Raw genomic sequence first — 25059 nt, 5'->3', positions numbered from 1 at the left:
CTTGTCCTTACCAGTAAGGCCGATGGGCAGGGTAATAAGGGTGGTAATACGGGTAGACTTCGGGAGGCGGGGGATAACCGTAGGTTGCGCCAGCTGCGGCGCCTGCGTAGAACGCCCCGCGAATTGCGGTTCGCCTGGCTGCACCTGCAAAGGAAAGGGGCGTGAATGGCAGGCCGATGATGTCGATGAAAATGGAGGCCGGCCCGTCGGCGTCGACCGGTATGGCGCCCTCCAGAACAGCGACGTCGAACGTGATGTTCGCTCCCTCAATCTTGGGCGATCTTAGGGTGACCACGGCGTCCTTCACCGTGGAGCCATCCTTGCTGAAAACTGAGATGGTGGCGTTGGGCGGATCCTTGGCGAAGCTGTCGGATCCCGCGTACCATTCTTCGAGAAGATGCGCGGTGAGCGCGTGACCTGCTGCCCCGCACAGGCCGGTCGGCGAATATGATCGAATTGGGCGCGGCGCTGAGCAGCGTTAACTGAGTGCCATCGAGCTTGGCGCCGGCCGCGTTCATGACAATCAACGCTGGTTCGACCCCAGCTCTCTGAACAACGCCGATGGTTTTTTGAGCGGGTGCCTGGATCGCATCCCGCGCTATCGCCGGCACCCCCGTTGCGGCGCATAAAAGCACCGCGACAGCCGTCAATGTCGGTGTCATCTTTCTTCCCCCCCCGTGGATCCGGGTATTGACTGCTTCATGACTGCCTTCGACTGCCGCGCTCGATCGGAATGATATTGACGTGCTGCAGCTCGGCCTCGATCGCCGCCAGGGCGCTCCGGATATAGGCGAGCCATTCGAGGCGCCGCTCTGCACGCGTTGCTTCATCGAGCTGGTCGACGGTGGCCAGCGCCTTCTCCGCGGTCACCAACTCGTCGCACAGGTCGCGGAAGCTCTCGCTTTCTTGGGCAAGCAATTCGACATCTTGAGAACGGTTCGGAAAATGCCGTTTCGCCGAGTTCAGCCCTTCGACGTCTAAGCTGCCCATGACATTTCCTCTCGCCGTCATCATGGGATGATTGTAGGGTGGGTAGAGGCTTATCGAGCGTAACATTACGCAAATTGGGGGGTAATATTACGCCATGGGCTCGTGGTTCGCCTCTGTCCGCGCGCTAGGAGGCCTGTTGGCGCGCGAGGAGCGTATAGCCCCGCAGATGGTCTCCCTGCCCGCGGAGGTTCCCACCACCGATGGAAGCGTCCGCGCACAGCTCAAGCGGATCCTTGAAACGCCCGCCTTCGAAGCAACCCAGCGCTCCCGGGACTTCCTTGCTTATGTGGTCGACGAGACCTTGGCCGGCCGTGCCGATCGCATCAAGGCCTTCACGATTGCGACCGATGTATTCGGCCGCAACAGCAACTTCGATGCCCACGGTGATCCAATCGTGCGGCTTGAGGCAGGTCGACTACGTCGAGCGCTCGATCAATATTACGCGGCCGCCGGGCATGAAGACCTCGTTAGGATCTCGATTCCCAAGGGTGGATATGTCCCGCTCTTTGAGCCAAATGTCACCTTTCGGCCGCCAGCAGAGGCAACCAGACTGCCGTCTCGACGTCGCTTTGTACCCCTCACGTTGGCTGCGACGCTTGCCGCGGCAGCCGCTGTCACCTTTGGACTGCTGACGCTTTTTGCGGCCGCTCCACCCGTCGGGCCCGCTATTCCGCGCCTCATGGTCCGACCTTTTGAAGATCTTACCGGCTCTGGCGCGTCGCGTGTCGTCGTCAAGGGCCTGACCCAGGAGATCATCGGCCAGTTGGCAAAATTCAAGGATATAGTGACGGTTGAAGACGACGGCAGCGCCAAGCCCATAGCGCGCAATGCTCGCTACATTCTTGCAGGCGGCGTCAGCGTGGCTGCGGACAAGCTTCGTTTGCAGGCCCGCGTATCGGATGCGGAAGACTCTGCGGTACTCTGGGCTCAGACTTACGAGACCGCTTTCGAGCCCTCACAGATCATTGCAGTCGAATCCGAGATTGCACGACAGGTCGCGACGGCGCTCGGGCAACCTTATGGAATTATTTTCAAGGCGGATGCCAGTCGCAGCATGCAGGCTACGACCGGCGATTGGTCAGCCTATTCGTGCACCCTTTCCTATTTCGCATACCGCGCCAATCTTGATGCCAAGTCCCATCCGAATGTGCGAAAATGCCTTGAGGACGCAGTGGCCCGCTTTCCAAACTACGCTACGGCTTGGGCGCTTCTCGCACAGACCTATATCGACGAGATGCGCTTTGGCTATCCGGTTGATGCGTCAACGTCGCCGGCCTCGCTTGAACGAGCCATTGCGGCGGCAAATCGCGCCATTGATCTCGATCCGCAGAACGTACGAGCCCTCCAGGCCAAGATGTTGACCCTTTATTTCGACGGACAGCTCGACGCGGCTTTGAATGTCGGTAAACGTGCATCGGCGACAAATCCAAACGATACCGAGCTTATGGGAGAATACGGGTCCCGCCTGGCCGACTCCGGACAATGGAACGAGGGGTGCGAACTGATCGCGGAAGCGCTGGATCGTAATCCTGGGCCTTCAGGATACTATGAAACCATTCTCTCGATCTGCGCGTATGTACGCAAAGACTACAAGGAGGCAGCTACCTTGGTCAGGAAGGCTGCGGTTATGGACAATCCTGCCTACCACCTTATTGCGGCTGCGATCTTCGCAGAAGCCGGACTTGCCGATGAGGCCGCAACGCAACGCCGATGGTTGATGACACACGCCCCCGAATTCGCGACGAACGTTCGATCTTGGGCGGGGCTAAAAAATGTCCAGCCAGCGGATCGTGATCGGTTCCTGGCGTCGCTGCGTAAGGCTGAGCTCCCCATTCCACCTTGACCGCAACTCCGTAGCATGCCGAATTCTCCTGCTTCGTGGCAGCAACCTTTTGCCATCGAAGCCCTCTCTACTGCGAAGTAGCCGGGCCGCTACCGGATTTCTTGGGAAAATGCCTGTTTAGGTGCGAAACTCACCGCCCATGCGGAAGCTGATCACTGGGGTCTAATTCGAGCATATTCACGACGACATTTTTAAATGCTGGGCCGGGTTGTCGCACCGTACTTAATTGTGAGATTGCGCCCTTTTCGATCAGGAACTGCATTTAAAGATGAGCCTGGTGCTCCAAGAGCCTCAATTTAATTGCAGCGATCGGGCTTCTCCATTTGATCGTTCGAGCGATGATTGACTTGAGAAGCGTAAGATTTCGTACCACTAGTGCAGCGCTGGGGGTCACGTCGTTTAAGCGCGCAAATTCCGTGTGGACCCCCGGGAGCCCGCCTCACGCTCGCGTTATCATCCAAAAATGCATCATCGCGCCAGCGTTTCCATCAAGGCGGCTCACCACCGATAGCGCAGGCCGACGGTGCCTTTCACCGCGTAGTTGCTGCCGGCGTTCGAGGCCAGGGCCGCGCCATAGCTTGCCTCGCCGTTCAGGCTCCACTCGTCGTTCCAGGCATAGGTCCCGCCGAGGCCGATCTCGCCCCACAGCTTCTTCTCCTGCTGATCGATCTCGGTGCTGTCGACCTCCACCGAGGTCCCGTCCAGGAACTCGTAGCTGAGATTGGCGACCCCATAGAGCTGTACGCGCCTGACCTGGCCGTCCTCACCCTTCCAGGTGTCGAGCTTCTCAAGGCGCAGGCCGCCGCGTCCCCTCAGGCTGTCACCCTTGCCGAGTTCGTTGAGCGAACCGTTCTCATCGATGAAGCTGTCGAAGTCGACATGCGTCCAGGCGAGCTGGGCCTGCGGCACCACAGCCCATCCGGAACCCAGGGTGAAGCGCTTGCCGACTCCCAGGCTCAGGGCCGTGGACCAGCCCTCGTCGTCGCCTGTGGTCTGGTTGGAAAGGTCACTGTCGTACCAGGTGAACTGACCGATGCCGTCGGCATAGAATCCATCACTGCCGAGCCAGGTCATGGTGCCGCCAAGACCATAACCCGTGCTGGTGATATGGGCCGAGCCACGCGCTGCGCCCGTGACGGGATCGCGCGTCAGGTCGATGTCCGCCCGCGAGGTGCCAATGGTTGCATAGCCCCCGAGCGAGAGATCGCCGGCCGCGGATTCGTAGGCCGTCCCCTCGTAGCCGGCCTGGGTGAAGCCCAGGCTCTGCGTGTAGGACGAGCCCGCCTTGGGGTCATAGGAGGAATACTGCCCTACGATCCGGCCCCAGGCCCCGGCGCCGTAGATCGCGGGTCCGGCGGGCGCATAGCGCATCGCCTCTGCGGGCGGCAGATCCGCGGCGAGTTGGGGCGGCGTGCCATCGGGCCAGATGCGATTGCCGTCGCGCTGCGCCAGCGTACCCAGGCTGGCCAGCGCATAGTTGCCGAGGATGTCGGCATAGGGCCGGGCGGTTTGCGCCGAAGGGTTCAGGCCAGGACTGCCGTTTACATTGACGCTGCGCAGGTACCAGTCCTGGTCGGCGCCCCTGAATAGTCCGTAGTCGAACGCGCCCACGGCAACCGCATGCGTAAGGCTGAAGGCATCCACCGTCGAGGTGCCATCGACCTGAACGACATCGATACCGTTGACGGTCTGGGCGCCCAAACCGCCGACATTGCGGATATCGAGCAGGGTATTGCCCGACACATTGCCGTTGACCACGAGGCGATCGGTCAGCGAGCTGTCATTCCCGAGGACGGTGTTCAGAACAATCGTTCCGCCCTGGCCGACATAGTTGCCGGTCACCGTCAGTTGCGTTCCCGGCGCACCATTCAAGGAAACGGTGCCGGCATTGGTCAGGCTCACGACCGTCTGGTCGAAGCCGGCGAGATCGAGCCGCGCACCGGCGTCGACGGTGAAGGCGGCCCCCGCAGTGAAGATGTTGGCAGCACCGGCCTGCAATGTGCCTTGCGCGACCGTCACGTTGCCCGAGTAGGTGGTGGAACCCGTCAGCGCCCAGGTGCTGGTGCCCGTCTTCTCGAAATTGCCGAAGCCCTGATATTGGGCCGCTGCACCGATGGCCGACACATCGAAGCTGGCATCGGTGCCGCCTCCCAGCTTCAGCGTGTCGGCCGCGCTGAAGGCGACGACATTGCCGCTGATCGTCGAGCCGGCCTGAATTTCCAGCGAGTTTACGCCACCCGTGAACTGGATCGCATTCGCCTGGACGATGGGAGCCGTTCCGGTTCGAGCCGCGCCGCTGAGGCCGCCGGCAATGGTGCCTGCATTGACGACGGTCAAATTGGCGCCGCTGATGCCGACGCCGCCGCGTCCCGGACTCACGATGAAGCCAAATGTTCGATTGGGCGACACGCCACCAGCGCCACCCGTAATGGAGGCGCCGGCACCGTTGACGACGGTTCCGCCGTTCAGCATCTGGACGCCGGCGCCGCCATCGCCACCGGCGCCGAACATGCTGGTTCCGCCAACGCCGCCCGTCAGCGTGCTGTTGTTGGCGAGTGTACCGCCATTGGTCAGGATGACTGCGGTGCCGCCTTCACCGCCACCGCCCGAAGTCCTGCCGCTGCCGCCGGCACCGCCAGTGACCGTCCCTCCCGCATCGACGATGACACTGGCCGAAGAAAACAGGCCTGTCCCGCCGCCGCCACCGCCACCGGTTGCCGCGCCGGAGCCGCTTCCGCCCGTGACGGCGCCTGTCCCGATCACCTCGACATCGCCCACCGCGCTGGCGCCGACGCCACCGCCGCCGCCGCCGCCTTCGGTGCTCGTATTGGGAACGGATAACGGGCCCGCTCCTCCCGTGCCGCCGCTGACCGTGGTGGAGAGGACGCTGGTCGGCGCCGTGAGTTGCACGCCCGTTGTGCCTGTCGTGCCGGCAGTGCCAGTGGTAACGCTGCCGCCGGTGTAGAAGAGACCACCTGCGCCGCCTGCAGCGCCATTGCCGGTGGTGAGATCCGTGGCACCGCCGCCACCGCCGCCGCCCACTACGTTGCCTCCACGGATAGTGGTGGCGTCTTTGCCGGTCGCGCTCGCAGGCGATCCGTCCACGCCGCCTGTACCGGGGTTACTGGTGCCAACGTTGGGAACGGTGGCACCGCTGCCAATCCCGCCACCGGCCCAGGCCGGCGACACCGCCCAAGCCAGCATCAGCGCGGCGCAGCAGACGTTCGTCAGTAGCCGCTTCTTTGTGGATGTAAGTAAAATAATACCAATAGCGCGTCCGAGCGGTCGCATAAAAAGATTCCCTCAAATCAGCGGCTTAAATGCCGACATTGATGGAGGGAACCCATTTGTCCGACAAGATCCGGGCGGTAAAGTAATACAATATGATTAACGATGTGGCGCCCCCGCAACACCAGCTCCAGGCCGCGTGCTTTATCATCGAAGGCGGGCAGCGTGAGCAAACGGAGGATGGCCGAGATTGCAATGGCCATCGCCATCGACGATACCGAGGAATATGAGCAAACCCGGTAAAATGCCTGTCCGCTCCATCATTCTCAAGGAACACAAGTCGAGCATCAGCGCTCCGAGCTCGAGGGCGCCGCGTCCGATCGATCCACACCAGTCCGGTCTCTTCCGTGATCCCCTGTCGGAGCGGATCGAGCTCGGCGTTGCCACGCTCGTGCCAAAGATCCCAACTGGAGAGAACTGGGCATATGAGATCAAATGGGATGGCCACTGCCTCGCGGTAGATATCGCCCGTAGAAAGGCCACAGCCATCACCCGCGGCGCCCTTCTCGACGGAGCCGCGGGCCTCTTTGGCTTAGTGCATGAGGTCCCAAAGCGTTAATGGGCTGTCCGCGCGAAGCGCTGGGTCATTTCCAGGGTCTTCGTCGGGGCAGTATTTGCCGAGCGGGAGGGGATTGGCACCCCGCCCGTAAGCACAGGTCTGGGAATCCCACCAGTAATAGCCAGGCGGCATATTCGCGCGAGCCATCAGGGCAGCGATTCTGGGTGCGGGTGGCGCGCCATTTACAATGTACGGACCTTGCGCATTGGCGACAGAACTGATCGCCACAAATGCCAAGGTCGCGACGAACGCGACGACTTTGGAATGAGTGATCATTGTCATTTCAGCCAAATCCCATGTTCAATCCGATAGGTGGATTGCAGCGCGAGATTGGCAAAATTGCTGTGACCCGTCAGTACCGCGCGGTACACGTCAATGTCGCAGAAACAGGCCCTGGCAGTAAAACCCTCGAGCAAAATGCTTTCACACGGGAGCGGCCCTCTAAAGGAAGGCTTTGATATCAAAAGCATTTTGCGATCCTTGGTGATTCCGCGTGAAGATAAAACGCCCTAGTCGCCGGTTGGCGTTTCTCCGTAGCGGGCAAGAACGAGGATGTCTTCAAAGGCGCCGCTGTCATCCCTGCCTCTGGAGAACACCACGGCGCCGACGATCCGGACATCTCCTTCCATTCTTCCGATCGAAAAAGAGGCCTCCCGTAATGCGGAATATCGGGTGGGCGCTGATTTAGGCTCCAGCGCCACCAATTCGTTACGCTCATCCCGAACAAAGGGCACAACCGCGTAAAAGGTATCCGCAGACACGGATAGCTCCCAACAATCGAGTTTCGACCGGCAATAATAATCACCAAATCTTTAGCCGGCTAGCGCCCTTTGCAGATAATACAAATTAGTTGGCAAGGCAGAAATTACAAAACCGTAAGTTGAAGGCCTGCGTAATTGTATTACAGATTTGTTTGCCGAACGCTCGACATCGGCTTCTACAGATACCGGCCGGCCACCGACTCCAAGCGGTGGTCGGCCGCTTCGTGTCGTTTGCCCTTCCCTGTGTGTCCCCGTTGGACAATCGACAACGCTGAAGCCCTTCAGCCGTGCCCATCGGTCTCACAGGGCGTGCCATCCTTGTGCACGAACCGGCCGTCGGCATTGGCGCTCATCATGTCGATATCCGAGCAGGTGGTGAGGTCGGCGGGATGACGCGAGCCGACTTCGAGATAGACGGCCGTCTCGCCCGATCTGTTGATCATATGATGGCCGTTGCCGGAGCCCTTGGGAAAGGCCGCGCAATCCCCAGCGCGCAGCAGGGTTTCGCCGTCATCCTCGATCAGCGTCAGTTCGCCTGCGAGCACATAGACGAATTCGTCCTCATGCGAGTGCCAATGCCGCTGGCTCGACCAATTGCCCGGCGGCAGCCGCGTGAGATTGACCCCGAAATCGGTGAGACCGCCGGCATTGCCCAATCGCTGGCGCACACGTTGGGCACAGGGGGCATCGAACGGTGGCGGATATCCCGCGCCCTCGCGTCGCGGAACATCCGCAAGGTCGATCCTCGGCATACTGAGCCTCCCAATCTTCGCTGACAGGGCCTATGGGCTAGCATAATTTGCCGGGGTGCAACATCCGCGCCAGATCATTGACGCCATTGGCGGAGGTTGCCGGGCGTCTCCGTCGCGCCCGCCCTCTCCTGGTCTTATCTTGTCTTGCCGGGCTCTAACGAAAGCCCACGGCAAAAGGCGAGAACATTCGGCCTTTCTTCACAGCCAATCCGCGATCAGATCCGCCGGCGCCACCCCTGACGGAAGAAGCGCGATGGCGCCGGCAAGAATCTGGCGCCCTTGCTCGAACTGACCCACGCGCTGGATCCACGCGGCATGGGCCGCCGAGACGAGGAAGTGCCAGCCCGCGGCCTGCTGCGTCCTGGCGATGTCGAGTGCCCTCTCATAGGTGCCGCCAATCAGCTCGGGCGCGGCGCCTTCGAGTTCGAGGGCCTGCGCCTTGGTGGCCTCCAGGATGCTGGCGAACTGCCACTCGCCATTGAGGGCGAGGCGGGCCTCCTGTGTTGCGATCTCCTCAAGCGCCTCCCGGCCCCTGCCGGCCTTTACCAGGAGCTCGGCCCTGAGCGCGCCGAACCAGGCTTGCCAGGCTTCGAAGCCGGTGGTCTTCCAGAGCGCGACGCCCCGCTCGAGCATCGGCAGTCCCTCGGCGATATAGCCCCGATGCGCGATCACCCAACCCTTGACGATGGTGGCCATGGCGACGAATTCTGGAAAGCCCTGCTCGCCCGAGAACGCAATGCAGCGCTCGGCATGGAACAGGGCATGCTCCATGTCGCGGCGCATACAGGCGATCACGAAATTCGCCAGCATGGCGAAGCCTTGGGAATGGGGCTGCTGCAGCTGTTCGGCCAGTGGCAGGGCTTCCTTCACCAGGCCACGCGCCGCCTCGGCCTCGCCGCAGGCGAAGCTCGCCAGAGCAAGGTAGAAACGCCCGAACACGCCAAAATCCATCATGTAGCGCGGATAGAGCCCACCATGTTCGGGAGGGTTGTAGAGGCCCACCGATTGCTGCAGCAGGCGGCGGCTCTCCTGCGGCTGGCCGGTATGGAAGAGAACCATGGCGAGCATGTTGTTGCCGGCCATGACGAATTCCGGCGTCGGCTGCATCTCGGCCGTCGTTACCAGTTCCCGTGCCAAGCGTTCGGCGTTATCGAGTTCGTTTCGCGCCCAATGGAAGAGGGCGAGGCCGTAAGTCACAGGGAACTGGGCCGGCTGACCGGGCAGGATCTTCATGGTGTCGAAGGCGCGCCGCTGCACATCCCCGAATAGCGGGCTGCCCGGCCCGTTCCGTACCATCTGGGCGGGGCCCAGCAGCGCCAGCAGATCGAGTTCCGCCAGTTGCCGTGCCTCCCCCTGCTTCGCCTCGCCGAGACCTTCCAGACCCGCCTCGAGATGCGCCACGGCTTCGGCGACGCCGCCATGCTGGATGGCCTGTACGCCCGCACGCAGCCACCATTGCGCCGCTGCCAGCGGATCGCCCGCGGCCTTGAGATGACGTGCCACCAGTTCGGGCGAATCCGGCACGCTGTTCTCGGCTTCCGCTATGAGCTGCGCGGCGACGCGGGCATGCAACTCGCGGCGATCGCGGGCCAGGAGGGAAGAATAGGCCGCGTCCTGCACGAGCGCGTGCTTGAACACTAGCACATCGCTATCCTCGGAGCCGGTTACCAAGCCGGATTCGAGCAGTTGCGTGATCTCATCCGCAAGGGAGGGCGCAGGGACTCGCGCGACCGCGGCCACCAGTTCCACGGGGAACTCGCGCCCGATGACCGCGCCGATTTGCGCAACGGTCTTGGCCCGGCCCAGCCTGTCGAGCCTTTCGGTGAGCAGGTCGCGCAGGGTCTCGGGCAAGTCGGAATCGGCGCCGTCCTGGCCGGCATCGACGATCATGCGGGTCATCTCCTCGACGAAGAGCGGCACGCCATCGGTATGGGCGACAATGCGGGAGACCACTTTGGGCGCAAGGCTCGATCCGGCCGTAAAGGAGGATACGATGGCGGCGCTTTCGCTGCTGCTCATCCTGCCGAGATTGAGGGTGGTGACATTGCGCCCCTCGCCCCAAGGGAAGGGACGGCCTGGCCTGGAGGTGCCCACCACCATCAGGGGCGCGGCCCGCGCCTGGCTGGCGATCTGCGCCGCCAGAGCACCCGAGGAGGGATCCATCCAGTGCAGGTCCTCATAGATGAGCAGCACCGGCGCCCGGGCCGCGGCGCTCGTCAACAGGCGCAGCAGCAAATCGAAGGTGCGCTGCTGCTGCAGATGCGGGCTCATCACGAGGCGGGGCACATCCGGACCAGGGGGGATCGACAGGAGAGGCGCCAGCAAGGCCAGGGCCTCCTCGCTTTCCTCGTCCTCGTCGCTCAGCAGGGTGCGCAGCTTGGCAATGCGGGCCGGCGGCCCGTCATCCGCCTCGATGCCACAGATGCGTTCGAGCAGATCGATATGCGGATGCAGGGCCGTGTTGACCAAAGTGGATTTGCACTGCATCCACAGCACCAGATGCGGCTCGTCTGCCAGCCGCTCGGTGAGGGCATTGGCAAGGCGCGACTTGCCGATGCCGGCCTCGCCATAGATGGAGACGAATTCGGACTGGCCCTGGCGCGCACGCGCCCAGCATTGCGCCAGGATCTCCTGCTCATGGGCCCGGTTGATCATCGGCGTCCGGGCCTGGCGCAATCGGCGCTCAAAGCGGCTCTGGTCCCGGATTTCCCCACCCACCTCATAAACACGGGCGAGTTGCTGGAAGCCCTTGAGATCGTGCAGGCCGATGTCGCGCAGCGCGAAGGAGGTCGAGACCAGCTTATACGTCGACTCGGCGATCACCACGCCATTGGGCGGCGCGACATGCTGCAGGCGGGCAGCGAGATTGAGCGGGGAACCGACGAGATTGTCCTCCAGGCCCTCGGCCGCATTCTTCAGGGAGGCGACAACCGTGCCGGTGGCGATACCGACCCGGACCTGGAGCGCCACATCCTCCGGCGCTCCGAACTGCTCGCCCAGGTTTTCGACGGCGCGCACGATGTCGAGGCCTGCGCGCACGGCCGCATGGGCGGCATCCTCCAGTGCGACGGGATGGCCGAACAGGATGCGCATGCCATCGCCGAGCCGGGCGCTGACGACGCCGCGATGACGCGCGGCCACCGCTGTGATGGTGCTCTGGTAGCCGTCCATCAGGTCGACGAGATCCTCAGGATCCATCCTGTCGACGAGCTGGGTGGCGCCCACCACATCGGCAAAAAGAACCGTCAGGAGACGACGCTCGCCGAAGGAGAGCTGCGCCACATTGGCCGCTCCCCCGTTCGGCGCCTTTTCAAGCACTGGCAGCGGCGACGCCTCCTCGATGCGAATGCCACAACCACCGCAGAAGCGCGCCGCCGCGGCATTCACATAGAGACATTCCCGGCAGATCCTACTCACGCGCCCGGCACCTCCGCAATCATCAATGCACCCTGAAACGGGGCTGGACGAGCGCCGGGTGGCCCGACGCATTGTTGAAATTACTCAGAGCGAAGGTCAGCAGCATGTCATAGTCGAGCCCGACCGCACTGACGTCGTTGGCCTTGTTCTGCGCCTCCTTGCCCGGCCGGTTTGCGAACCACCACGACCATTCGCGCGAACCCGGCGGATAGAGCAGGAAGGTGTCCCCGTCCTTCGGGAAGATCTTGTTGGGCGAGGGATAGAGATTGGCGACGAAAGGATACTGCGACGTGCCGTGGCAACTCATGCACGAGGAGGCGCGCACGCCACTGCCGGGGATCTGGCCGTTGGTGAACACGATACCATGGCGCAGGGACACGTCGATGGGCCCCGACAAGCGGCCGCCCCACCCCAGGGTCTTCCTGGCGTAGTCGGGAGCGTCCGGATTGATCCAGGTTTCCTGCAGCTTGCCCGAGGGGCCGACGCCATCGGGATATTGCGCAAGTTCGGGATCGTTGCCCCACATGGCGCCGAGCGGCACCAGCCGGTCCCAAGGCCGTGAGCCGGGCGCATTGAATTTATAGACCCAGGTGATGAACACCCAGCCTGTATCGGGCGAGGCGATGGTATCCTTCACGATGGCATCGAACTGGAGCACGCGCAGTTCCGTCACCTTCGGCGTGTTGGAAGGAGGATTGGGATCGTTGTAGGGCTGGAACGGCGGCCGGAATACGTGCCAGATGGCCGAACCCTTCACCACCGGCCACTGGCTCTCGGTGGCCGTCACCGCCCCGGCCTTGATGACGAGGGCCCCTTCGGGAAAGTCAGCAGCCCGGGCATTGGGATTGAAGGGGTCGGCCCAGACCTTGCGAAGCATCGTGGCTGCGACGGGATCGTAGTAGATGACGGTATGGTTCTGCATGTCCGCGAGCAGGTCGGTATAGGCCAACTGCATCTGCTGCCCGGTTTTCAGCATCATGGCCATAGCCTGCAGCTTGAAACTGCTGCCCTGGATGACCTGACCGGAGAAGGAGCCGAGAATAGCCTCCCGCCCGCTGGTGGTGTCGGTGGCGCCGCTACTGGTGGGGCTGCCTTCCCCGGTCCAAGGCATGCTGTACCAGTTGGTCGCCGCTGGATCGAACTTGTCCGGCCTGTCGATCATCGCTTCCATCGAAGGCTCAAGAAACTGCTTGAGCGCATCGACGTAGAGCCCGGCGGTGTCCGGTGTGAGCTTGCCGCGCAACTGCGGCTGCTTTTGCCTGAGGTCTTCGAGTTTCTTGAGCCACGCACTCTCTGCCGTCTCCGGATAATTGTAGTTGGAGACGCGGTAGGGACCCCGCCACTCCTGGGCGGTTGGATAGACGCCATTGTTGGCGGCAAAGGGATCCGCAGCAAAAGCGTCCGACATTGCCCCCAGCAAGCCGGCACAAAGCAGGATCGTTGCCAATCCCAGGTCACGTATACCATATTGAAAGGCTTGTCTCCAGGCTGGCATAGCAGCTCATCCCCGCGAATTGGAAGGTCACACGGCACGTTTGTTACGACAAGGACGATATAGAGGTGAAATATCTTCTATCATTACCAAAATTGGAAGACAGTACAGCAAGTTTCAACCTAAAAATCATTTCACTCCGGCTCAGAATCAAGACAACATACTTATTCATATTTTTTGCGAAAGCCATCTTTATCTAAATAGCGAAATTCATAACTGAGGAGCAAATCAAACCAATCCATGTGGAGTGTAATGCCGGCGATCGCGGCTTCACAACTGCAACCTGGTGGTCAGAATGCCCAATTTATAAGCACAACTTACGACAAACGATCGAAATTATTTAAAAACGGAAGATTAGAGGCGGACCGGGTCTCCGCCGGCCCGGAAGAGGCAATAGGGCTGGCTCGGCCGATCACGGGTCAGGCTCCTCATCCAGCCATATTGGGGAGCGCGAGCGAAGAACCCCGAGGCCTGGAATGGCGTGCCGCACGCCCGCCCCCAGCGTCCCTGCAGCGACAATTCCCTTGCCATGGCCCCTGTGGTCACCTTGCCGTCAAGGGAACCCCAGGGATAGTAAGGAGCGTGCCCGCCGCCGAAATTGCCGGGATCCACATCGATATGGCCGCAGATGGTACGCCCGCTCGGCAGGTCGTTGCAAGTGTAGAGGTCGCGGTGGTCGGCCAGGATGGCGCGGGCAACGGAGGCGTCGATGCGGCCCTTATGCTCGGCCATCAGTTGCTCGAACCGGATGCGGCGGCCGCCGCTTTGAAGGATGTTGTCATATCCCGAGCCGCCGGTGTCGAGCACCCTGATCGGCACCGACAGCGGGATGTTGCAGCTGCAATAGGCCCCTGAGGCCAGCGGAGGCTGCAATTCCTCGTGAGCCTTGGTGAGTTCGTAGGCAGCGACACGCCGGCTCGAAGCCTCCGCCAGCAGCCAGGTATTGACGTAGCCGCCGTTGTTGCCCCGGCGAAAGAGCTCGACCCAATTTTCGATCGTTGCAGCACGCTGGCCGGCCCGGCGTGCTCTGAAGAAATAGGGCAATCCCTCGGGATCGAAGCCGGAAGCAGAGATCGAGGTGGAGGCGACGACAAGCCCGGCCGCATTGAGGCCGAAATCCATGCTGCTGGCGATATAGCCCGGCACGCTCTGCATGAGGATCGGCAGGCCCTCCCCCGTCGGCGGCACCAGATGGAGGACGACGTTGTAGAAATCGCCATTGGCAAAACGTTGCCATGTCGTGTGCGCCGCCACGATCTCCCCATTCTCGGTCCAGTCCCCCGTGGCGACGAAGGCGCTGCAATGGTGCGGGAGGAAATGATGCACCGTCGAAAAACGTCCGCTGGCGACGATCTTCTCCAGGCGACCAGGATCGCCGGGAACCGGGACGGCCGGCTTGAGCGCCCCGGACATCACCGCCGGCAGCCATTGACAGATCAGTTCGGGATAGCCGTTCCAGCCCAGAATATCGTCGATGGTGATCTCGGCTGCATCGGCCGCGCGATTTGCGTTCGCCCCATCCACGATGCCGCGCAATTCCTCGATCGCCGCGCGACCGGAACCGTCCGTTAGCCTGCCCTCGTCGTCACCAGCGAGACGGTCGAGCCACATCGCACGGGCATTGGCCGCATACCAGGAGAAAGGTAGCCCTGTATCCTGCCATAATAATATGCCGATACTGTCGAGTGCACTTCTTATCTCTGCGGCAAGAAGAAAGCCATGATGCCAGCCTCGATCATACGGCTCTCCCTCGACATGAAGATACAGCCAGCCCTTATATTGATAAACAGATCCGGATCCGGACCTACCGGCGGTTGGAGACTGCACTTTCTTGTCGAAGGACATTGCAGAGTAGCTCCGTGATCTTCCTTTCCCACAGTATAGTTGCACTCCGCCCCGCGCAAGTCACTTGTACATTTCACCTTGGCTGCACTGCTGCAACATTCCATCGGCAAAATCGGCAAGCCGAGCCAGACCCCCCGCCATCAAGCATCATGATACCTTGCGCGCGATGGCGTGTCGCAAAAAATCGGGTGAAACTCCACAATCTTATCGTTGAATCACGGGCGCGTCACAGGTTTTCCCCATATGAGGGAGGATCAATGCATATACGGAATCGGGTGGTGCCATGAGCGATCCCACGGACGTGCATGAGGGCAATGACGGTCCGGTCGTCACGCCGCTTCTAACCCGGTTTCGGGGCCTGACCGCGCCGGACCATCGCCGTTTCGCGGTCGCTGAGTTCGAATTTGAAGGTGGCGCCATCATTCGCATACCGATCGCTCGCGAGGCGGTTGTCTCGTTCAAATCGGCGCTGGTGACATGGATATCGAGGACCGCACCGAGGGGTGTGGTCAGGCATTGATGCCTTCGCTCACCTGCGATGGTGCCGCTTGTCGGTCCATTTGAATTCGGTGGGGGCAGAGGTGCAGTGCTCCGCGCGCCTCAGCCAGAAATAGCCCGACAGGATGACCACCGCGATGACGATGTCGGCCACCAGGATCTTCCAGAAATAGGGCAGCCAGAATGCAGCCAGGAAGGCGGCTGCCTCCGCAAGATAGCTGTTCATCCGACCATCTCCACTATTTCCCCGACAAGATTCGAGGAAGCAGGAACAATGCGCGCTCAGCCGGGCAATTTGATGTCACAAACGGCCAATCAGGATTAAAAGACGGCAATAAAGCCGTTCTTTTGGTCCATAATGCCCTTGGCGCCGGCGGTTTTCGCTTCCAGGCCTTGGAGACGCCACGGCCGGCCTTCCCTAGCGGATTTAGAATGACAGGCTTCAATCACAGAGAAGCGCGCCAAGGCGTAAACATTGCTTTGCTCTGGCACATTGTTGCGACGCGTCTTTGCGATTCTGAACGACTCTGTCAAAGCGCAAAACACTTCAGAAAGCTCGCAAGGTTCGCGCCGAGTTCGTCGCAGACATAGCCGCCTTCCTGGACGATCACCACGGGCAGGCCGAGCCCGGCGATGCGCCTGGCGATGGCGGCAAACCCTCGCGTGGTTACCGAGAGGCCACCAAAAGGATCGCCCTTGAACGCATCGAGTCCGAGTGCAACCACCAGCGCGCCTGGCGAGAAGGCAGCGATATGCTCCAGCGCCCGGTCGAGGGCGGCGAGGAAGCCTTCGTCGCCGGTCTTGCGGGGGAGCGGCAGGTTGAGATTGTAGCCGAGTCCCTCGCCCTCTCCGCGCTCGTCCGCATGGCCCCAGAAGAAGGGATAGAAGCGGATGGGATCGGCATGGATGGAGACGGTGTAGACGTCGCGCCGGCCGTAGAACAGGCCCTGTGTGCCGTTGCCGTGATGGAGATCGACATCGAGGATGGCGACGCGCTCATGCCGCGCCCTCAGCGCCTGTGCGGCAATGCCGGAATTGTTGAAATAGCAAAAACCCCCGGCGAGATCAGCGAAGGCGTGATGGCCGGGCGGACGGCAGAGCGCATAGGCGGCCCGCTCACCCCCGAACACGAGTTGCGCGGCATGATAGGCCGTGTGTGCGCTCGCGACGGCGGCGTCATAGGTCTCAGCCGAGATCGGGCAGGCCGTATCGGCCATGTGGTAGCCCGCCTGCCCAACGGCAGAAGCGGGATAGGCTCCATTACGGCGATCGGGATGGATGTTGGGGATCACTTCGGCGGAGGCACCCTCGATATGCTGCCAGCGCTCATAGATGTGGCGCAGGAAATGGATGTAGTCCGGCTTGTGCACGGCGGCGATAGGCGCAAGGCCGGCATCAGGGGGCGCGACCTGGGTCAGGCCGAGCCCGAGAGCGGCCTCCAGCAGGATGTCGCAACGGGCTGGCACTTCCGGATTGGGACGCTGGGCACCGCTGGAGAGGAAGAAGGTCGGATCGTGCCGCCTCTGGGCCTCGCTGAACACAACCTTCATGCCGACTCGCCTCCCGCCAGGAATTCGGGAAAAGTCTTAGCCGAAAAGTCTGCCGGCGAAAGTTCGTTCGGTTCAGCCGCCCGCCGCTCTGTGGACTGCGTCTCCTTGCTGGTCTCGCCCGTCATCGGGCTGACGGCGTGCAAAGTGGAAAAGACGCCGGCGCCGACCATTCATGACGGCGTGCTCGCGATGGAGAGGCTGGAGGCGCTCGGAAAGGCCCTATCCCTGTAGCTGGTGGAACAGCTCCCTGATGCAACTGGCGTTAACCATACATATATACATATGGCTAACGCTGGAGCTATGGCCATGAGGTCACTCAGCATCGCCTTTTCTGCCGTGCTGGCATTTGCCTGCGCAGCCTTCCTCTACTTTGAAAACAGGGGCGGCTATTTCGGCAAGCTCACCAACCGCTTCGATCCCTGCCTGCCGAACGCGCATGGCGGGGTGCCATGCTACGCCGCCACCAGCACCGATGCGATGCTGACGGCGCTTCTCATCGGCGCCGTGGCGCTCGCTGTGCTGGTGTTCGAACTCAGCGTCACGGACAAGCATAGCCACTGAGGGGTCGGTGGCTGGCGTCAGATCCCGTCCGCGTTATAGCGGAATCATCGGACAGGCGGCGCCGTCATTCCGGCCGTAGCAAAGCGCCGGAATCCATGGACACGACCATGGAGGGACTGTGTTCATGGATTCCGGGTCTCCCTTCGGTCGCCCGGATTGACCCTGTGGGGCCCACCGGATGACCCTCTAAAGCGCGAAATGGGCCCGGGCTCAATAAGTCGCCCGTCCCCCTGAAATGTCGAACACCGCGCCGGTGGTGAAGGAGCATTCCTCGCTCGCGAGCCAGGTGATGATGGAGGCCAGCTCGTCCACCGTGCCGAAGCGGCCCATCGGGATCTTCGAACGCATATACTCGATATGGGCCTCGCTCACCTGCGCCAGGATCGGCGTGTCGACGGTAGCCGGCGCGATGGCGTTGACGGTGATGCCGTCCTTGGCCAGCTCCTTGCCGAGCGACTTGGTGAGGCCGATCACCGCCGCCTTGGATGATGAATAGGCCGAGGCCGTGGGGTTGCCCTCCTTGCCGGCGATGGAGGACACGTTCACGATGCGGCCATAGCCATGTTTCTGCATCAGCGGCACCACGAAGCGGTTGCAGTAGAACAGGCCGTTGACGTTGATATCGAAGACGCGCTTCCATTCGTCGATCGGGTACTTCGCCACCAGTTCGTTCTGGCCCGCCACGCCCGCCGAGCAGACCAGCACGTCGATGCGGCCGAGATGCTGCTCGGCCGTCTGCGCAGCCTTCTCCACCGCCGCGGGATCGGTGATGTTGACGGCAACGCCATGTGCCGTGGGGCCGAGTTCTTTGCACACCGCCTCGATACGGGCCGCATCGACATCCCAGATGCAGACGGAGCCGCCCTCGGCCACGATGCGCTCGGCCGTTCTGCGACCGATGCCTGAGGCACCGCCGGTGATGACGGCGCCGCGGCCTTCATAGCGAATGATCGTGGTCATGCGTTTCTTCCCTTTGAAAATTGAAAAATGTTGGGCTTTTGGGGACGTCGGAAAGGTAGTTCAGAAAGGCAGTCTCGCGCGCTCGATCAGCGGGGGCTGCTCTTCGCCGCGCCGCTCGCCGGCGAGCTTGCGCATGGCATCATAGGTCGTGCGGTTGATCGATTGAAGATGGGCGCGCATGGCCTCGTCGGCTTTGTCGGGATCGCGTTTTGCCAGCGCCTTCACCACCGCATCGTGCTCGGCGGCGCTGCGCTCGATCACGCCAGGTGTCTCGGAAGCTACACGGCGATATTCCATGCCAAGCTTGTAGAGGCTGGCGGCCACGCGCTCCAGCACCGGATTGCCGGCGATCTTCATCAGGAGCATGTGGAACTCCTGGTCCAGCACGCGGAAACTGACCGGATCGGCGGCAAGCTTGTAGCCGGCGACCGCAAGGTCATGCAATTGCGCGAGCTCGGCGTCGCTGACCCTAGCTGCCGCCCGGCGGATCAGACCGCACTCCACCACGACACGCGCGTCATAGAGGGCATCGACATTGGATTCGTCCAGCGAGAGCACCAGCTCCAGGGGCCCGAGCAGGCGCGAGGGCGCGAGATCGGTGACATAGCAGCGTCCACCCTGGCGCGATTCCACCACGCCAAGAATGGACAGACCGCGCAGGGCCTCGCGCACCACCGGGCGGCTCACACGCATGGCCTCCGCAAGCTCGTTTTCGGTCGGCAGCTTGTCGCCCGGCTTGAGATTGCCGGAGCGCACCAGCTCGAGCAGTCGGTCCGCTACGCGCTCGGCGATCGGCTTGCGGCTGAACGGCTCAATGCTTTCGAGCACCGACATCGCGGTCTCCCTGTTCGCTCCCGGCCAGCCGCAACCCAAATATCGCGCCGGAATCAGCTTATGATCATCTGACAAATCGAGATCGGCGCGCAAGGACCGTCCAGTGTTTCGGCGGCCTGACAATAAGGTTGGCATCCCTAAACTTGTCAGTCAATCAGTCAAATGAAGCGAGCCGAGATTCATCGAAGGACCGGCGCATCATGGATGCGTTCGCTGGGGGTTTGCGCCCTGCGATCGTAGGCATCCCAGGAAACCTAAAACTTGACTTACAAATTTCTTAGCTACATATTTTGCGCCCCCAGTGACTGCGCTTGAAGAAAGGAAACCGCATGGCCGGCCCTCGTATCAAGGCAGTACGGACCTATCTCGTCGGCTCGGGCGGAGGCGACTATTTCAGCCAGAAGCAGGGCCATTGGCTGATCGACACGCTGATCGCCAATCCGATGTCGGGCTATGGAGACTACAAGGCCTCACGCACTTCCTGGGGCATCAACATCATGGGCTCGATCGTCGTGGAGATCGAGAGCGAAAGCGGCCATGTGGGCCTGGCCACCGGCTTCGGCGGCGAGCCCGCCTGCTGGCTGGTGCAGCACCACTTCAAGCGCTTCCTGGAGGGAGCGGACCCGCGCGACCTCAATCGCCTGTGGGACCAGATGTTCCGGGCCTCGATGTATTATGGCCGCAAGGGCCTTACGCTCGCCACCATAAGCGTGGTCGATCTCGCGCTCTGGGATTTGATCGGCAAGATCAGAGAGGAGCCGGTCTATAAGCTGATCGGCGGGCGCACCAAGGACGAGATCACCTTTTATTGCACCGGCCCGCGCCCGGAAGCGGCCCGGAGGCTCGGCTTCTGGGGCGGCAAGGTGCCCCTGCCCCATGGCCCGGCCGACGGTATCGAGGGGCTGCGCGCCAATGTTGCCTTCCTCAAGGCCCATCGCGAGACCATCGGCCCGGATTACCCGCTGATGGTGGACTGCTACATGGCGCTCGATGTGCCCTATGCCGTCGAGCTCGCCACCGCCTGCAAGGATCTCGGCATCTATTGGTGGGAGGAGGTTCTGCATCCCGACGATTTCGACGGCTATGCCCTACTTAGGCGTGCTTTGCCGGCTACCAAATGGACCACAGGCGAGCATGAATATTCCCGCTACGGATTCCGCAAGCTGATCGAAGGCCGCAACATCGATATCCTGCAGCCCGACGTGATGTGGGTCGGCGGTCTCACCGAACTGCTCCGGATCTCGGCCCACGCGGCGGCTTACGATATCCCGGTGGTGCCGCATGGCAGCGGGCCCTTCAGCTACCATTTCGTGATGTCGCAGCCCCATTCGCCCTATTGCGAATATGTGGCCAACAGCGCCGACGGGCAGAGCGTGTTGCCCGTGTTCGGGCCCCTGTTCTCCAACGAACCCGTGCCCGAGAACGGCCGCCTGAACGTGCCCGACAGCCCTGGCTTTGGACTGGTCAAGAGCCCGGACGCCGTGCTGGTCGAAGCCGGAAGCTGAGTGGCGGACCTCGAAGACCTGCCGGTGACCGGATCGGCAGGGTATTTCGCGGCGCGGGCAGGTGATGCAGGCGCCCCCTACCCGCCAAAAGCCTTCGGCATCAGCCTGAAATAGGCAATGGCCTGGCTTGCTCCGCGCGCGACCAGGAAGCTCACCAGCGCGATCCACAGACCGGTATTGCCCCAGCTTTGCAGCAGCCACCACACGGCGAAAAAGCAGGCCAGCGCTACCAGCATGAGGTTGCGCATGGCACTGTTCCAGGTGGCTCCGACATAGACGCCATCGAAGGTGAAGGCGAGAGCACCGGCCAGCGGCGTCACCGCGGCAAAAGGCAGGAACAGTCGCGCTTCCTCGCGTACGGGCGCGCTCGTCGTCATGAAGTCGATGAAGGCGCCACCGGCGGCGAACAGCAGCAGCGACATCGCCACCGCCAGTACCAGGCTCCAGAACACGGAATAGCGTACTGCCGCCTCGAAGGAGGGCCGGTTGTTGGCGCCTATCGAGCGGCCGCAGAGTTGCTCAGCCGCCGTGGCGATGCCATCCAGGAAATAGCCGCCGATGAGGAAGAAATTGTTCAGGATGGCATTGGCCGCGAGCGTGGTGTCGCCCGCCTTCGCCCCTTCCCGGCTGAAGAACACGAAGGCGGCGAGCAGAGCCACGGTGCGCACCATGATGTCACGGTTGACGGCCGCCATGCGGATGAACTTCGCGCGATCGAACACTAAAGCGCGCGGCACGCCGAACTCGCCGCCGAAATGCAGCGCCACCACGACCACCCCCACCAGCACGCCGCCGGTCTCCGCCAGCAGCGTCGCCCAGGCCGTGCCTGCGACACCCCAGCCCATGCCCAGCGTAAAGAGCACGCAGAGCAGGATGTTGACGATGTTGATGCCGATTTGCAGGAACAAGCCGGTGGTGGTGCGCCCCATGCCGATCAGCCAGCCCAGCACGGCATAGTTGCCGAAGGCGAAAGGCGCCGACCAGATGCGGATGGCGAAATAGAGCCGGGCCGCGTCGGTGACCGCCGGCGAGGCTTCGAAGAACGGAAAGGCCACAGTGGCGATCAGGCCATGCAGCGCGATGAGCGCCAGGCCGAGCACCGCCGCCATCACCAAAGCGCGCAGGAAGACAGCGCGCTGTTCGAGCTTGTCTCCGGCCCCGAGCGCCTGCGCCGTCAGGCCGGCGGTGCCCATGCGCAGAAAGCCGAAGCCCCAGAACAGGAAGTCGAACAATACTGCCGACAGCGCCACCGCGCCGATCAGCGCTGCATCGCCGATCTGCCCGATCACCGTGGTGTCCACCAGCCCGAGCAGCGGAGTCGACAGATGCGCAAGCGTCATCGGCGCGGCAATGCCGAAGACAATGCGGTGACTGACAGCGACCGGGCGGACGACGGTGCTTTCGGGCGAGGAAATGGCGGTCATGGATATCGGAAAAAGTCCAGGGAGCGTTTCTTTCTAGCTATCCCGCGGACGGACAATTTCCAAGTGCAAACGCCCGCCGCAATGACGGTGCAGGCTAGCTTCGTCCCGGAAGACTTCGCGCCGCCGCTCCACTCTCTCCCGCCCCCAGCTTCTCCCGTTGCGCATGCCATTTCAGCAGCGCGTCGAGCGCCGGGCAGAGGGCCTGGCCCCAGTCGGTGAGGCCATATTCCACCTTTGGGGGCACCTGGGGATGGACGATGCGGCGCACGATGCCGTCGGCCTCCAGTTGGCGCAGTTGCTGGATCAGCATCTTCTGGGAGACGCTCGGTATCGCCCGTTCCAGTTCGGAGAAACGCCTGAGCTTGCCGCCGAACAGATGGAACAGGATCACGAATTTCCAGCGACCTTCCAGCAGCCGGAAGATCTGCTCCACGCCTTCGACAGCACTGTCGAGCGTGTGCTCAGCTTCCTTACCTTGAGGTAAGTACCCTACTTTTTCGTGCGTTCTTGTCATTTCTGCAGCTTAAGCTCAGATACGGCCTGTCTCAACCGCTACTTTTTTAAGGATATAGATATGGCCCTGGACCTGCCAAAAGCCATCGAACTTTACTTCACCATCGAAAACAGCGACGACGCCACCGTCATACCGCGCTGCTTTGCCCCGGACGCCGTGGTTCATGACGAAGGGCGCGACATCACGGGCTTGCAGGCTATCGCCGAATGGAAGGCCTCATCCAAGGCGAAATACCAGCACAGCATCGAGCCGCTCCGCGTTTCGTATAAGAACGACCGCACCGTCGTCGTCGGCAAGGTGACGGGCAATTTTCCCGGCAGCCCGGTCGATCTCGAGTTCAGCTTTGGACTGACGGACGGGCTGATCTCCAGGCTGGAAATCCACTGATGGAGCTGTGGTCCCGGACAGCAGGACGCTTGCGTCTTTTTTGGAGAGTTGGAGGGAGACACCTCGCCATCCCGGGCTACCGTTTCCTCACAAGCTTTGCTTATGAGTGGAGACCCGGGATCCGTGAACACTATCTTCGCAAGACTGTGCTCTAGGATTCCGGCTCTTCCGCCGGAATGACGGCGTTTGCGCCAACCTGGCAATGCTGTTGCCACCCGATCAGCTCTGATTAACCGCTCCATCGGTATGGATCAGTTGGTCCAAAATCTCCGCCAACCTCTGGTAGTCGCCGATCTCGTTATAGGCATGCGCCGATACCCGCACCCAGATGCCGTCGGGATGGGCGATCAGCGGGGCGTCGCAGCCGAACTCGTCGAGCAGCCGGTCGCGCAAGGCGAGCGCCCGTTCCGCCGAAGTGGCTCCGCCGAACGGCAGACGGACCATGGCCATGGCGACGGGATGCGCCTCGTTGCCATAGGCGGTGCCGAAATGGTCGGCCAGCAGGCGCCCGGCCTGGTGGGCGAGGTCGACATTGCGCCGGCGCAGAGCCGGGCCGCCCAGCTTTTCGTGAAAGGCAAGCGCGGCCTCGATGGCTAGGAAGGCCGTGGCGTCGCGCGTGCCGGTCCAGTCGAATTCGCTGAGATAGCCCTGCTCGAAGCCATGCGAGATCGTGGTCGGATGCAGGCCAGCCTGCCTGTCGCGCCGCGACCACAGGAAAGCGCAGCCCTTGGGCGCAGCCAGCCATTTGTGGCAATTGCCGACGTACCAATCGGAATCGATGGCCTTGAGATCGACCTCGATCTGGCCCGGGCCATGCGCACCGTCGATGAGGACAGGCACGCCGGCATCGCGGCAGAGGCGCACCGCAGCTTCGACGGGCAGGACCAGGGCGCTCGGCGAGGTGATGTGATCGACGATGACGAGCCGCGTGCGATCATTCAGCCGCGCCGCCAAGGCATCGATGAAGCTGGCGGCATCGCTCCCCGGGAAGGGAAGCGGCACCTCTACGATCCTGGCGCCGGTTCGCCCGGCGACATAGCGGGCGGTCTTGCCGACGGCGCCATAAATCTGTCCGTGCAGCACGATCTCATCGCCTGGCCTGAGATCGAGAGAGCGCAGGACCGCGTTGCAGCCGGTCGTCGCATTGTCGACAAAGACGATGTCCTGCCCATCGGCATTCAGAAAAGAGCCGAGAGCGTCTGCGCTGGTGCGAAGGGCACCCGGCAGGATGCTGCGCATGAAGATGCTGGGCTGGGCCTCCATGCGGTCGCGCCACACGGCCTGGGCCGCCAGCACACATTTGGGCGTCGCTCCATAGGCACCGTGGTTGACGGTCAGCTTGCTCCAATCGAGCGGCCATTCAGCCCGGATGGCGGCGCCGAGCGCCATCGTCTTGGAACCGTCCATCTGGCACCCGCCATCCTTCTCGTCTGTCCTGGCCAGACCATGCAATGATGCCGCGCTGCGCCGCAAGCCGACTCATAGGGAGAGGGAAGCTTTTCCGGGTGCACGGGCATCTTGCCCGTTCTTGAACCGCCGCACCCGTGGGATAGGAGGAACGGGCAGGATGCCCGTGCACCTGGATGTGCGAGGCAGTCCTCTACTTCCCCCCGCCCCGGCTGGATTGCAGCAGCCGCAGGACGATCCACACCGGGATCACGATCACCGCGCCCAGAAGGAAATAACCGAAGAGGTCGCGCACCATGCCGAAGCCGCGGGCGAAGAGGTGCTCCAGCGAACGCCTGATGTTTTCGAGCAGCTCCCATGGCGTCAGATTGAGCCAGGCGAGCACGAGCCCGACGGCGATCGAGATCACCACCAGCTTGATGATGGTGCTCGTCACCGAACCGCCCATGAAGCGTTCAACCCCGCCTGCCAT

Annotated in this window: 23 protein-coding genes and 1 pseudogene; 6 read left to right on the top strand and 18 right to left on the bottom strand. The window is 62.3% G+C overall.

From position 1 onward, the window contains the following. Positions 1 to 7 precede the first annotated feature (7 nt). Positions 8 to 662: pseudogene (locus tag ACMDCR_RS07610) on the bottom strand (hypothetical protein). Between the two features lie 37 nt (positions 663 to 699). Continuing rightward, positions 700 to 1014 carry a hypothetical protein gene (locus ACMDCR_RS07605; protein WP_413991951.1) on the bottom strand — a complete coding sequence of 105 codons (315 nt, stop codon included), beginning with the start codon at positions 1012 to 1014 and terminating at the stop codon, positions 700 to 702. 112 nt (positions 1015 to 1126) lie between these two features. Between ACMDCR_RS07605 and ACMDCR_RS07600 the strand changes: the two genes are divergently transcribed. Continuing rightward, positions 1127 to 2833: a hypothetical protein gene (locus ACMDCR_RS07600; RefSeq protein WP_413991950.1), complete on the top strand. Its 1707-nt coding sequence runs from the start codon at positions 1127 to 1129 to the stop codon at positions 2831 to 2833. Positions 2834 to 3331: 498 nt separating this feature from the next. Here ACMDCR_RS07600 and ACMDCR_RS07595 read toward each other — a convergent pair whose 3' ends face one another. The 8 genes from ACMDCR_RS07595 to ACMDCR_RS07560 form a co-directional block, all read right to left on the bottom strand. Beyond that, positions 3332 to 6124 carry an autotransporter outer membrane beta-barrel domain-containing protein gene (locus tag ACMDCR_RS07595; protein WP_413991949.1) on the bottom strand — a complete coding sequence of 931 codons (2793 nt, stop codon included), beginning with the start codon at positions 6122 to 6124 and terminating at the stop codon, positions 3332 to 3334. A 17-nt stretch (positions 6125 to 6141) separates the two neighbouring features. Beyond that, positions 6142 to 6330 carry a hypothetical protein gene (locus ACMDCR_RS07590; protein ID WP_413991948.1) on the bottom strand — a complete coding sequence of 63 codons (189 nt, stop codon included), beginning with the start codon at positions 6328 to 6330 and terminating at the stop codon, positions 6142 to 6144. Positions 6331 to 6653: 323 nt separating this feature from the next. Next, positions 6654 to 6962: a hypothetical protein gene (locus ACMDCR_RS07585; RefSeq protein WP_413991947.1), complete on the bottom strand. Its 309-nt coding sequence runs from the start codon at positions 6960 to 6962 to the stop codon at positions 6654 to 6656. Between the two features lie 227 nt (positions 6963 to 7189). Beyond that, on the bottom strand, positions 7190 to 7441 hold the full coding sequence (locus ACMDCR_RS07580; protein WP_413991946.1) for a hypothetical protein: 252 nt from the start codon (positions 7439 to 7441) through the stop codon (positions 7190 to 7192). A 281-nt stretch (positions 7442 to 7722) separates the two neighbouring features. Next, entirely contained in the window at positions 7723 to 8193 is a 471-nt protein-coding gene (locus tag ACMDCR_RS07575) for a cupin domain-containing protein (protein WP_413991945.1), read from the bottom strand. 198 nt (positions 8194 to 8391) lie between these two features. Beyond that, positions 8392 to 11610 (bottom strand): ATP-binding protein, encoded by a 3219-nt coding sequence (locus ACMDCR_RS07570; protein WP_413991944.1) that lies wholly within the window; start codon positions 11608 to 11610, stop codon positions 8392 to 8394. A 22-nt stretch (positions 11611 to 11632) separates the two neighbouring features. Then, positions 11633 to 13018 carry a hypothetical protein gene (locus tag ACMDCR_RS07565; RefSeq protein WP_413991943.1) on the bottom strand — a complete coding sequence of 462 codons (1386 nt, stop codon included), beginning with the start codon at positions 13016 to 13018 and terminating at the stop codon, positions 11633 to 11635. A gap of 438 nt (positions 13019 to 13456) precedes the next feature. Next, positions 13457 to 14947: a C45 family autoproteolytic acyltransferase/hydolase gene (locus ACMDCR_RS07560; RefSeq protein WP_413991942.1), complete on the bottom strand. Its 1491-nt coding sequence runs from the start codon at positions 14945 to 14947 to the stop codon at positions 13457 to 13459. Between the two features lie 283 nt (positions 14948 to 15230). Between ACMDCR_RS07560 and ACMDCR_RS07555 the strand changes: the two genes are divergently transcribed. Then, entirely contained in the window at positions 15231 to 15467 is a 237-nt protein-coding gene (locus ACMDCR_RS07555) for a hypothetical protein (protein WP_413991941.1), read from the top strand. Between the two features lie 9 nt (positions 15468 to 15476). Here the strand turns inward: ACMDCR_RS07555 and ACMDCR_RS07550 are convergent, their stop codons facing one another. Together ACMDCR_RS07550 and ACMDCR_RS07545 are read right to left on the bottom strand one after the other, a co-directional pair. Next, positions 15477 to 15671: a hypothetical protein gene (locus ACMDCR_RS07550; RefSeq protein WP_413991940.1), complete on the bottom strand. Its 195-nt coding sequence runs from the start codon at positions 15669 to 15671 to the stop codon at positions 15477 to 15479. A gap of 304 nt (positions 15672 to 15975) precedes the next feature. Next, entirely contained in the window at positions 15976 to 16995 is a 1020-nt protein-coding gene (locus ACMDCR_RS07545) for a histone deacetylase family protein (protein ID WP_413991939.1), read from the bottom strand. 105 nt (positions 16996 to 17100) lie between these two features. Between ACMDCR_RS07545 and ACMDCR_RS07540 the strand changes: the two genes are divergently transcribed. After that, positions 17101 to 17226 (top strand): hypothetical protein, encoded by a 126-nt coding sequence (locus ACMDCR_RS07540; RefSeq protein WP_413991938.1) that lies wholly within the window; start codon positions 17101 to 17103, stop codon positions 17224 to 17226. Between the two features lie 75 nt (positions 17227 to 17301). After that, positions 17302 to 17556 (top strand): hypothetical protein, encoded by a 255-nt coding sequence (locus ACMDCR_RS07535; protein ID WP_413991937.1) that lies wholly within the window; start codon positions 17302 to 17304, stop codon positions 17554 to 17556. 210 nt (positions 17557 to 17766) lie between these two features. Here ACMDCR_RS07535 and ACMDCR_RS07530 read toward each other — a convergent pair whose 3' ends face one another. Further along, positions 17767 to 18516 carry an SDR family NAD(P)-dependent oxidoreductase gene (locus ACMDCR_RS07530; protein WP_413991936.1) on the bottom strand — a complete coding sequence of 250 codons (750 nt, stop codon included), beginning with the start codon at positions 18514 to 18516 and terminating at the stop codon, positions 17767 to 17769. A gap of 60 nt (positions 18517 to 18576) precedes the next feature. Continuing rightward, a complete protein-coding gene (locus ACMDCR_RS07525; protein ID WP_413991935.1) occupies positions 18577 to 19350 on the bottom strand; it encodes a FadR/GntR family transcriptional regulator in 774 nt (257 codons plus the stop codon). 329 nt (positions 19351 to 19679) lie between these two features. Here ACMDCR_RS07525 and rhmD point away from each other — a divergent pair, with 329 nt between their 5' ends. Continuing rightward, a complete protein-coding gene (gene rhmD / locus ACMDCR_RS07520; RefSeq protein ID WP_413991934.1) occupies positions 19680 to 20855 on the top strand; it encodes an L-rhamnonate dehydratase in 1176 nt (391 codons plus the stop codon). Positions 20856 to 20932: 77 nt separating this feature from the next. On the opposite strand, the gene ACMDCR_RS07515 is transcribed toward rhmD, so the two are convergent. Next, positions 20933 to 22279: an MATE family efflux transporter gene (locus tag ACMDCR_RS07515; protein ID WP_413991933.1), complete on the bottom strand. Its 1347-nt coding sequence runs from the start codon at positions 22277 to 22279 to the stop codon at positions 20933 to 20935. A gap of 94 nt (positions 22280 to 22373) precedes the next feature. After that, positions 22374 to 22793, bottom strand: a complete 420-nt coding sequence (locus ACMDCR_RS07510; RefSeq protein ID WP_413991932.1) for a winged helix-turn-helix transcriptional regulator — start codon at positions 22791 to 22793, stop codon at positions 22374 to 22376. Between the two features lie 60 nt (positions 22794 to 22853). Between ACMDCR_RS07510 and ACMDCR_RS07505 the strand changes: the two genes are divergently transcribed. Further along, the gene (locus ACMDCR_RS07505) at positions 22854 to 23180 is read left to right on the top strand and encodes a nuclear transport factor 2 family protein (protein ID WP_413991931.1); all 327 of its coding nucleotides are present in this window, start codon (positions 22854 to 22856) and stop codon (positions 23178 to 23180) included. 219 nt (positions 23181 to 23399) lie between these two features. Here ACMDCR_RS07505 and ACMDCR_RS07500 read toward each other — a convergent pair whose 3' ends face one another. Further along, complete coding sequence (locus ACMDCR_RS07500; RefSeq protein WP_413991930.1) at positions 23400 to 24587, bottom strand: aminotransferase class V-fold PLP-dependent enzyme; 1188 nt, start codon at positions 24585 to 24587, stop codon at positions 23400 to 23402. 193 nt (positions 24588 to 24780) lie between these two features. Continuing rightward, positions 24781 to 25059 carry a DUF6460 domain-containing protein gene (locus tag ACMDCR_RS07495; RefSeq protein ID WP_413991929.1) on the bottom strand — a complete coding sequence of 93 codons (279 nt, stop codon included), beginning with the start codon at positions 25057 to 25059 and terminating at the stop codon, positions 24781 to 24783.

Origin of the sequence: Labrys okinawensis (assembly GCF_047345005.1) — a bacterium.
In the GTDB taxonomy this organism is placed as follows: Bacteria; Pseudomonadota; Alphaproteobacteria; order Rhizobiales; family Labraceae; genus Labrys; species Labrys okinawensis.
This window is presented reverse-complemented; position numbering and strand designations above follow the sequence as displayed.

Coding starts and splice junctions, on each gene's coding strand:
- ACMDCR_RS07605 (WP_413991951.1), bottom strand. CDS start 1,014: ATGATGACGGCGAGAGGAAATGTCATGGGCAGCTTAGACGTCGAAGGG.
- ACMDCR_RS07595 (WP_413991949.1), bottom strand. CDS start 6,124: ATGCGACCGCTCGGACGCGCTATTGGTATTATTTTACTTACATCCACA.
- ACMDCR_RS07590 (WP_413991948.1), bottom strand. CDS start 6,330: ATGGCGATGGCCATTGCAATCTCGGCCATCCTCCGTTTGCTCACGCTG.
- ACMDCR_RS07585 (WP_413991947.1), bottom strand. CDS start 6,962: ATGACAATGATCACTCATTCCAAAGTCGTCGCGTTCGTCGCGACCTTG.
- ACMDCR_RS07575 (WP_413991945.1), bottom strand. CDS start 8,193: ATGCCGAGGATCGACCTTGCGGATGTTCCGCGACGCGAGGGCGCGGGA.
- ACMDCR_RS07565 (WP_413991943.1), bottom strand. CDS start 13,018: ATGTCGGACGCTTTTGCTGCGGATCCCTTTGCCGCCAACAATGGCGTC.
- ACMDCR_RS07560 (WP_413991942.1), bottom strand. CDS start 14,947: ATGTCCTTCGACAAGAAAGTGCAGTCTCCAACCGCCGGTAGGTCCGGA.
- ACMDCR_RS07555 (WP_413991941.1), top strand. CDS start 15,231: ATGAGCGATCCCACGGACGTGCATGAGGGCAATGACGGTCCGGTCGTC.
- ACMDCR_RS07550 (WP_413991940.1), bottom strand. CDS start 15,671: ATGAACAGCTATCTTGCGGAGGCAGCCGCCTTCCTGGCTGCATTCTGG.
- ACMDCR_RS07545 (WP_413991939.1), bottom strand. CDS start 16,995: ATGAAGGTTGTGTTCAGCGAGGCCCAGAGGCGGCACGATCCGACCTTC.
- ACMDCR_RS07535 (WP_413991937.1), top strand. CDS start 17,302: ATGAGGTCACTCAGCATCGCCTTTTCTGCCGTGCTGGCATTTGCCTGC.
- ACMDCR_RS07530 (WP_413991936.1), bottom strand. CDS start 18,516: ATGACCACGATCATTCGCTATGAAGGCCGCGGCGCCGTCATCACCGGC.
- ACMDCR_RS07525 (WP_413991935.1), bottom strand. CDS start 19,350: ATGTCGGTGCTCGAAAGCATTGAGCCGTTCAGCCGCAAGCCGATCGCC.
- rhmD (WP_413991934.1), top strand. CDS start 19,680: ATGGCCGGCCCTCGTATCAAGGCAGTACGGACCTATCTCGTCGGCTCG.
- ACMDCR_RS07515 (WP_413991933.1), bottom strand. CDS start 22,279: ATGACCGCCATTTCCTCGCCCGAAAGCACCGTCGTCCGCCCGGTCGCT.
- ACMDCR_RS07510 (WP_413991932.1), bottom strand. CDS start 22,793: ATGACAAGAACGCACGAAAAAGTAGGGTACTTACCTCAAGGTAAGGAA.
- ACMDCR_RS07505 (WP_413991931.1), top strand. CDS start 22,854: ATGGCCCTGGACCTGCCAAAAGCCATCGAACTTTACTTCACCATCGAA.
- ACMDCR_RS07500 (WP_413991930.1), bottom strand. CDS start 24,587: ATGGACGGTTCCAAGACGATGGCGCTCGGCGCCGCCATCCGGGCTGAA.
- ACMDCR_RS07495 (WP_413991929.1), bottom strand. CDS start 25,059: ATGGCAGGCGGGGTTGAACGCTTCATGGGCGGTTCGGTGACGAGCACC.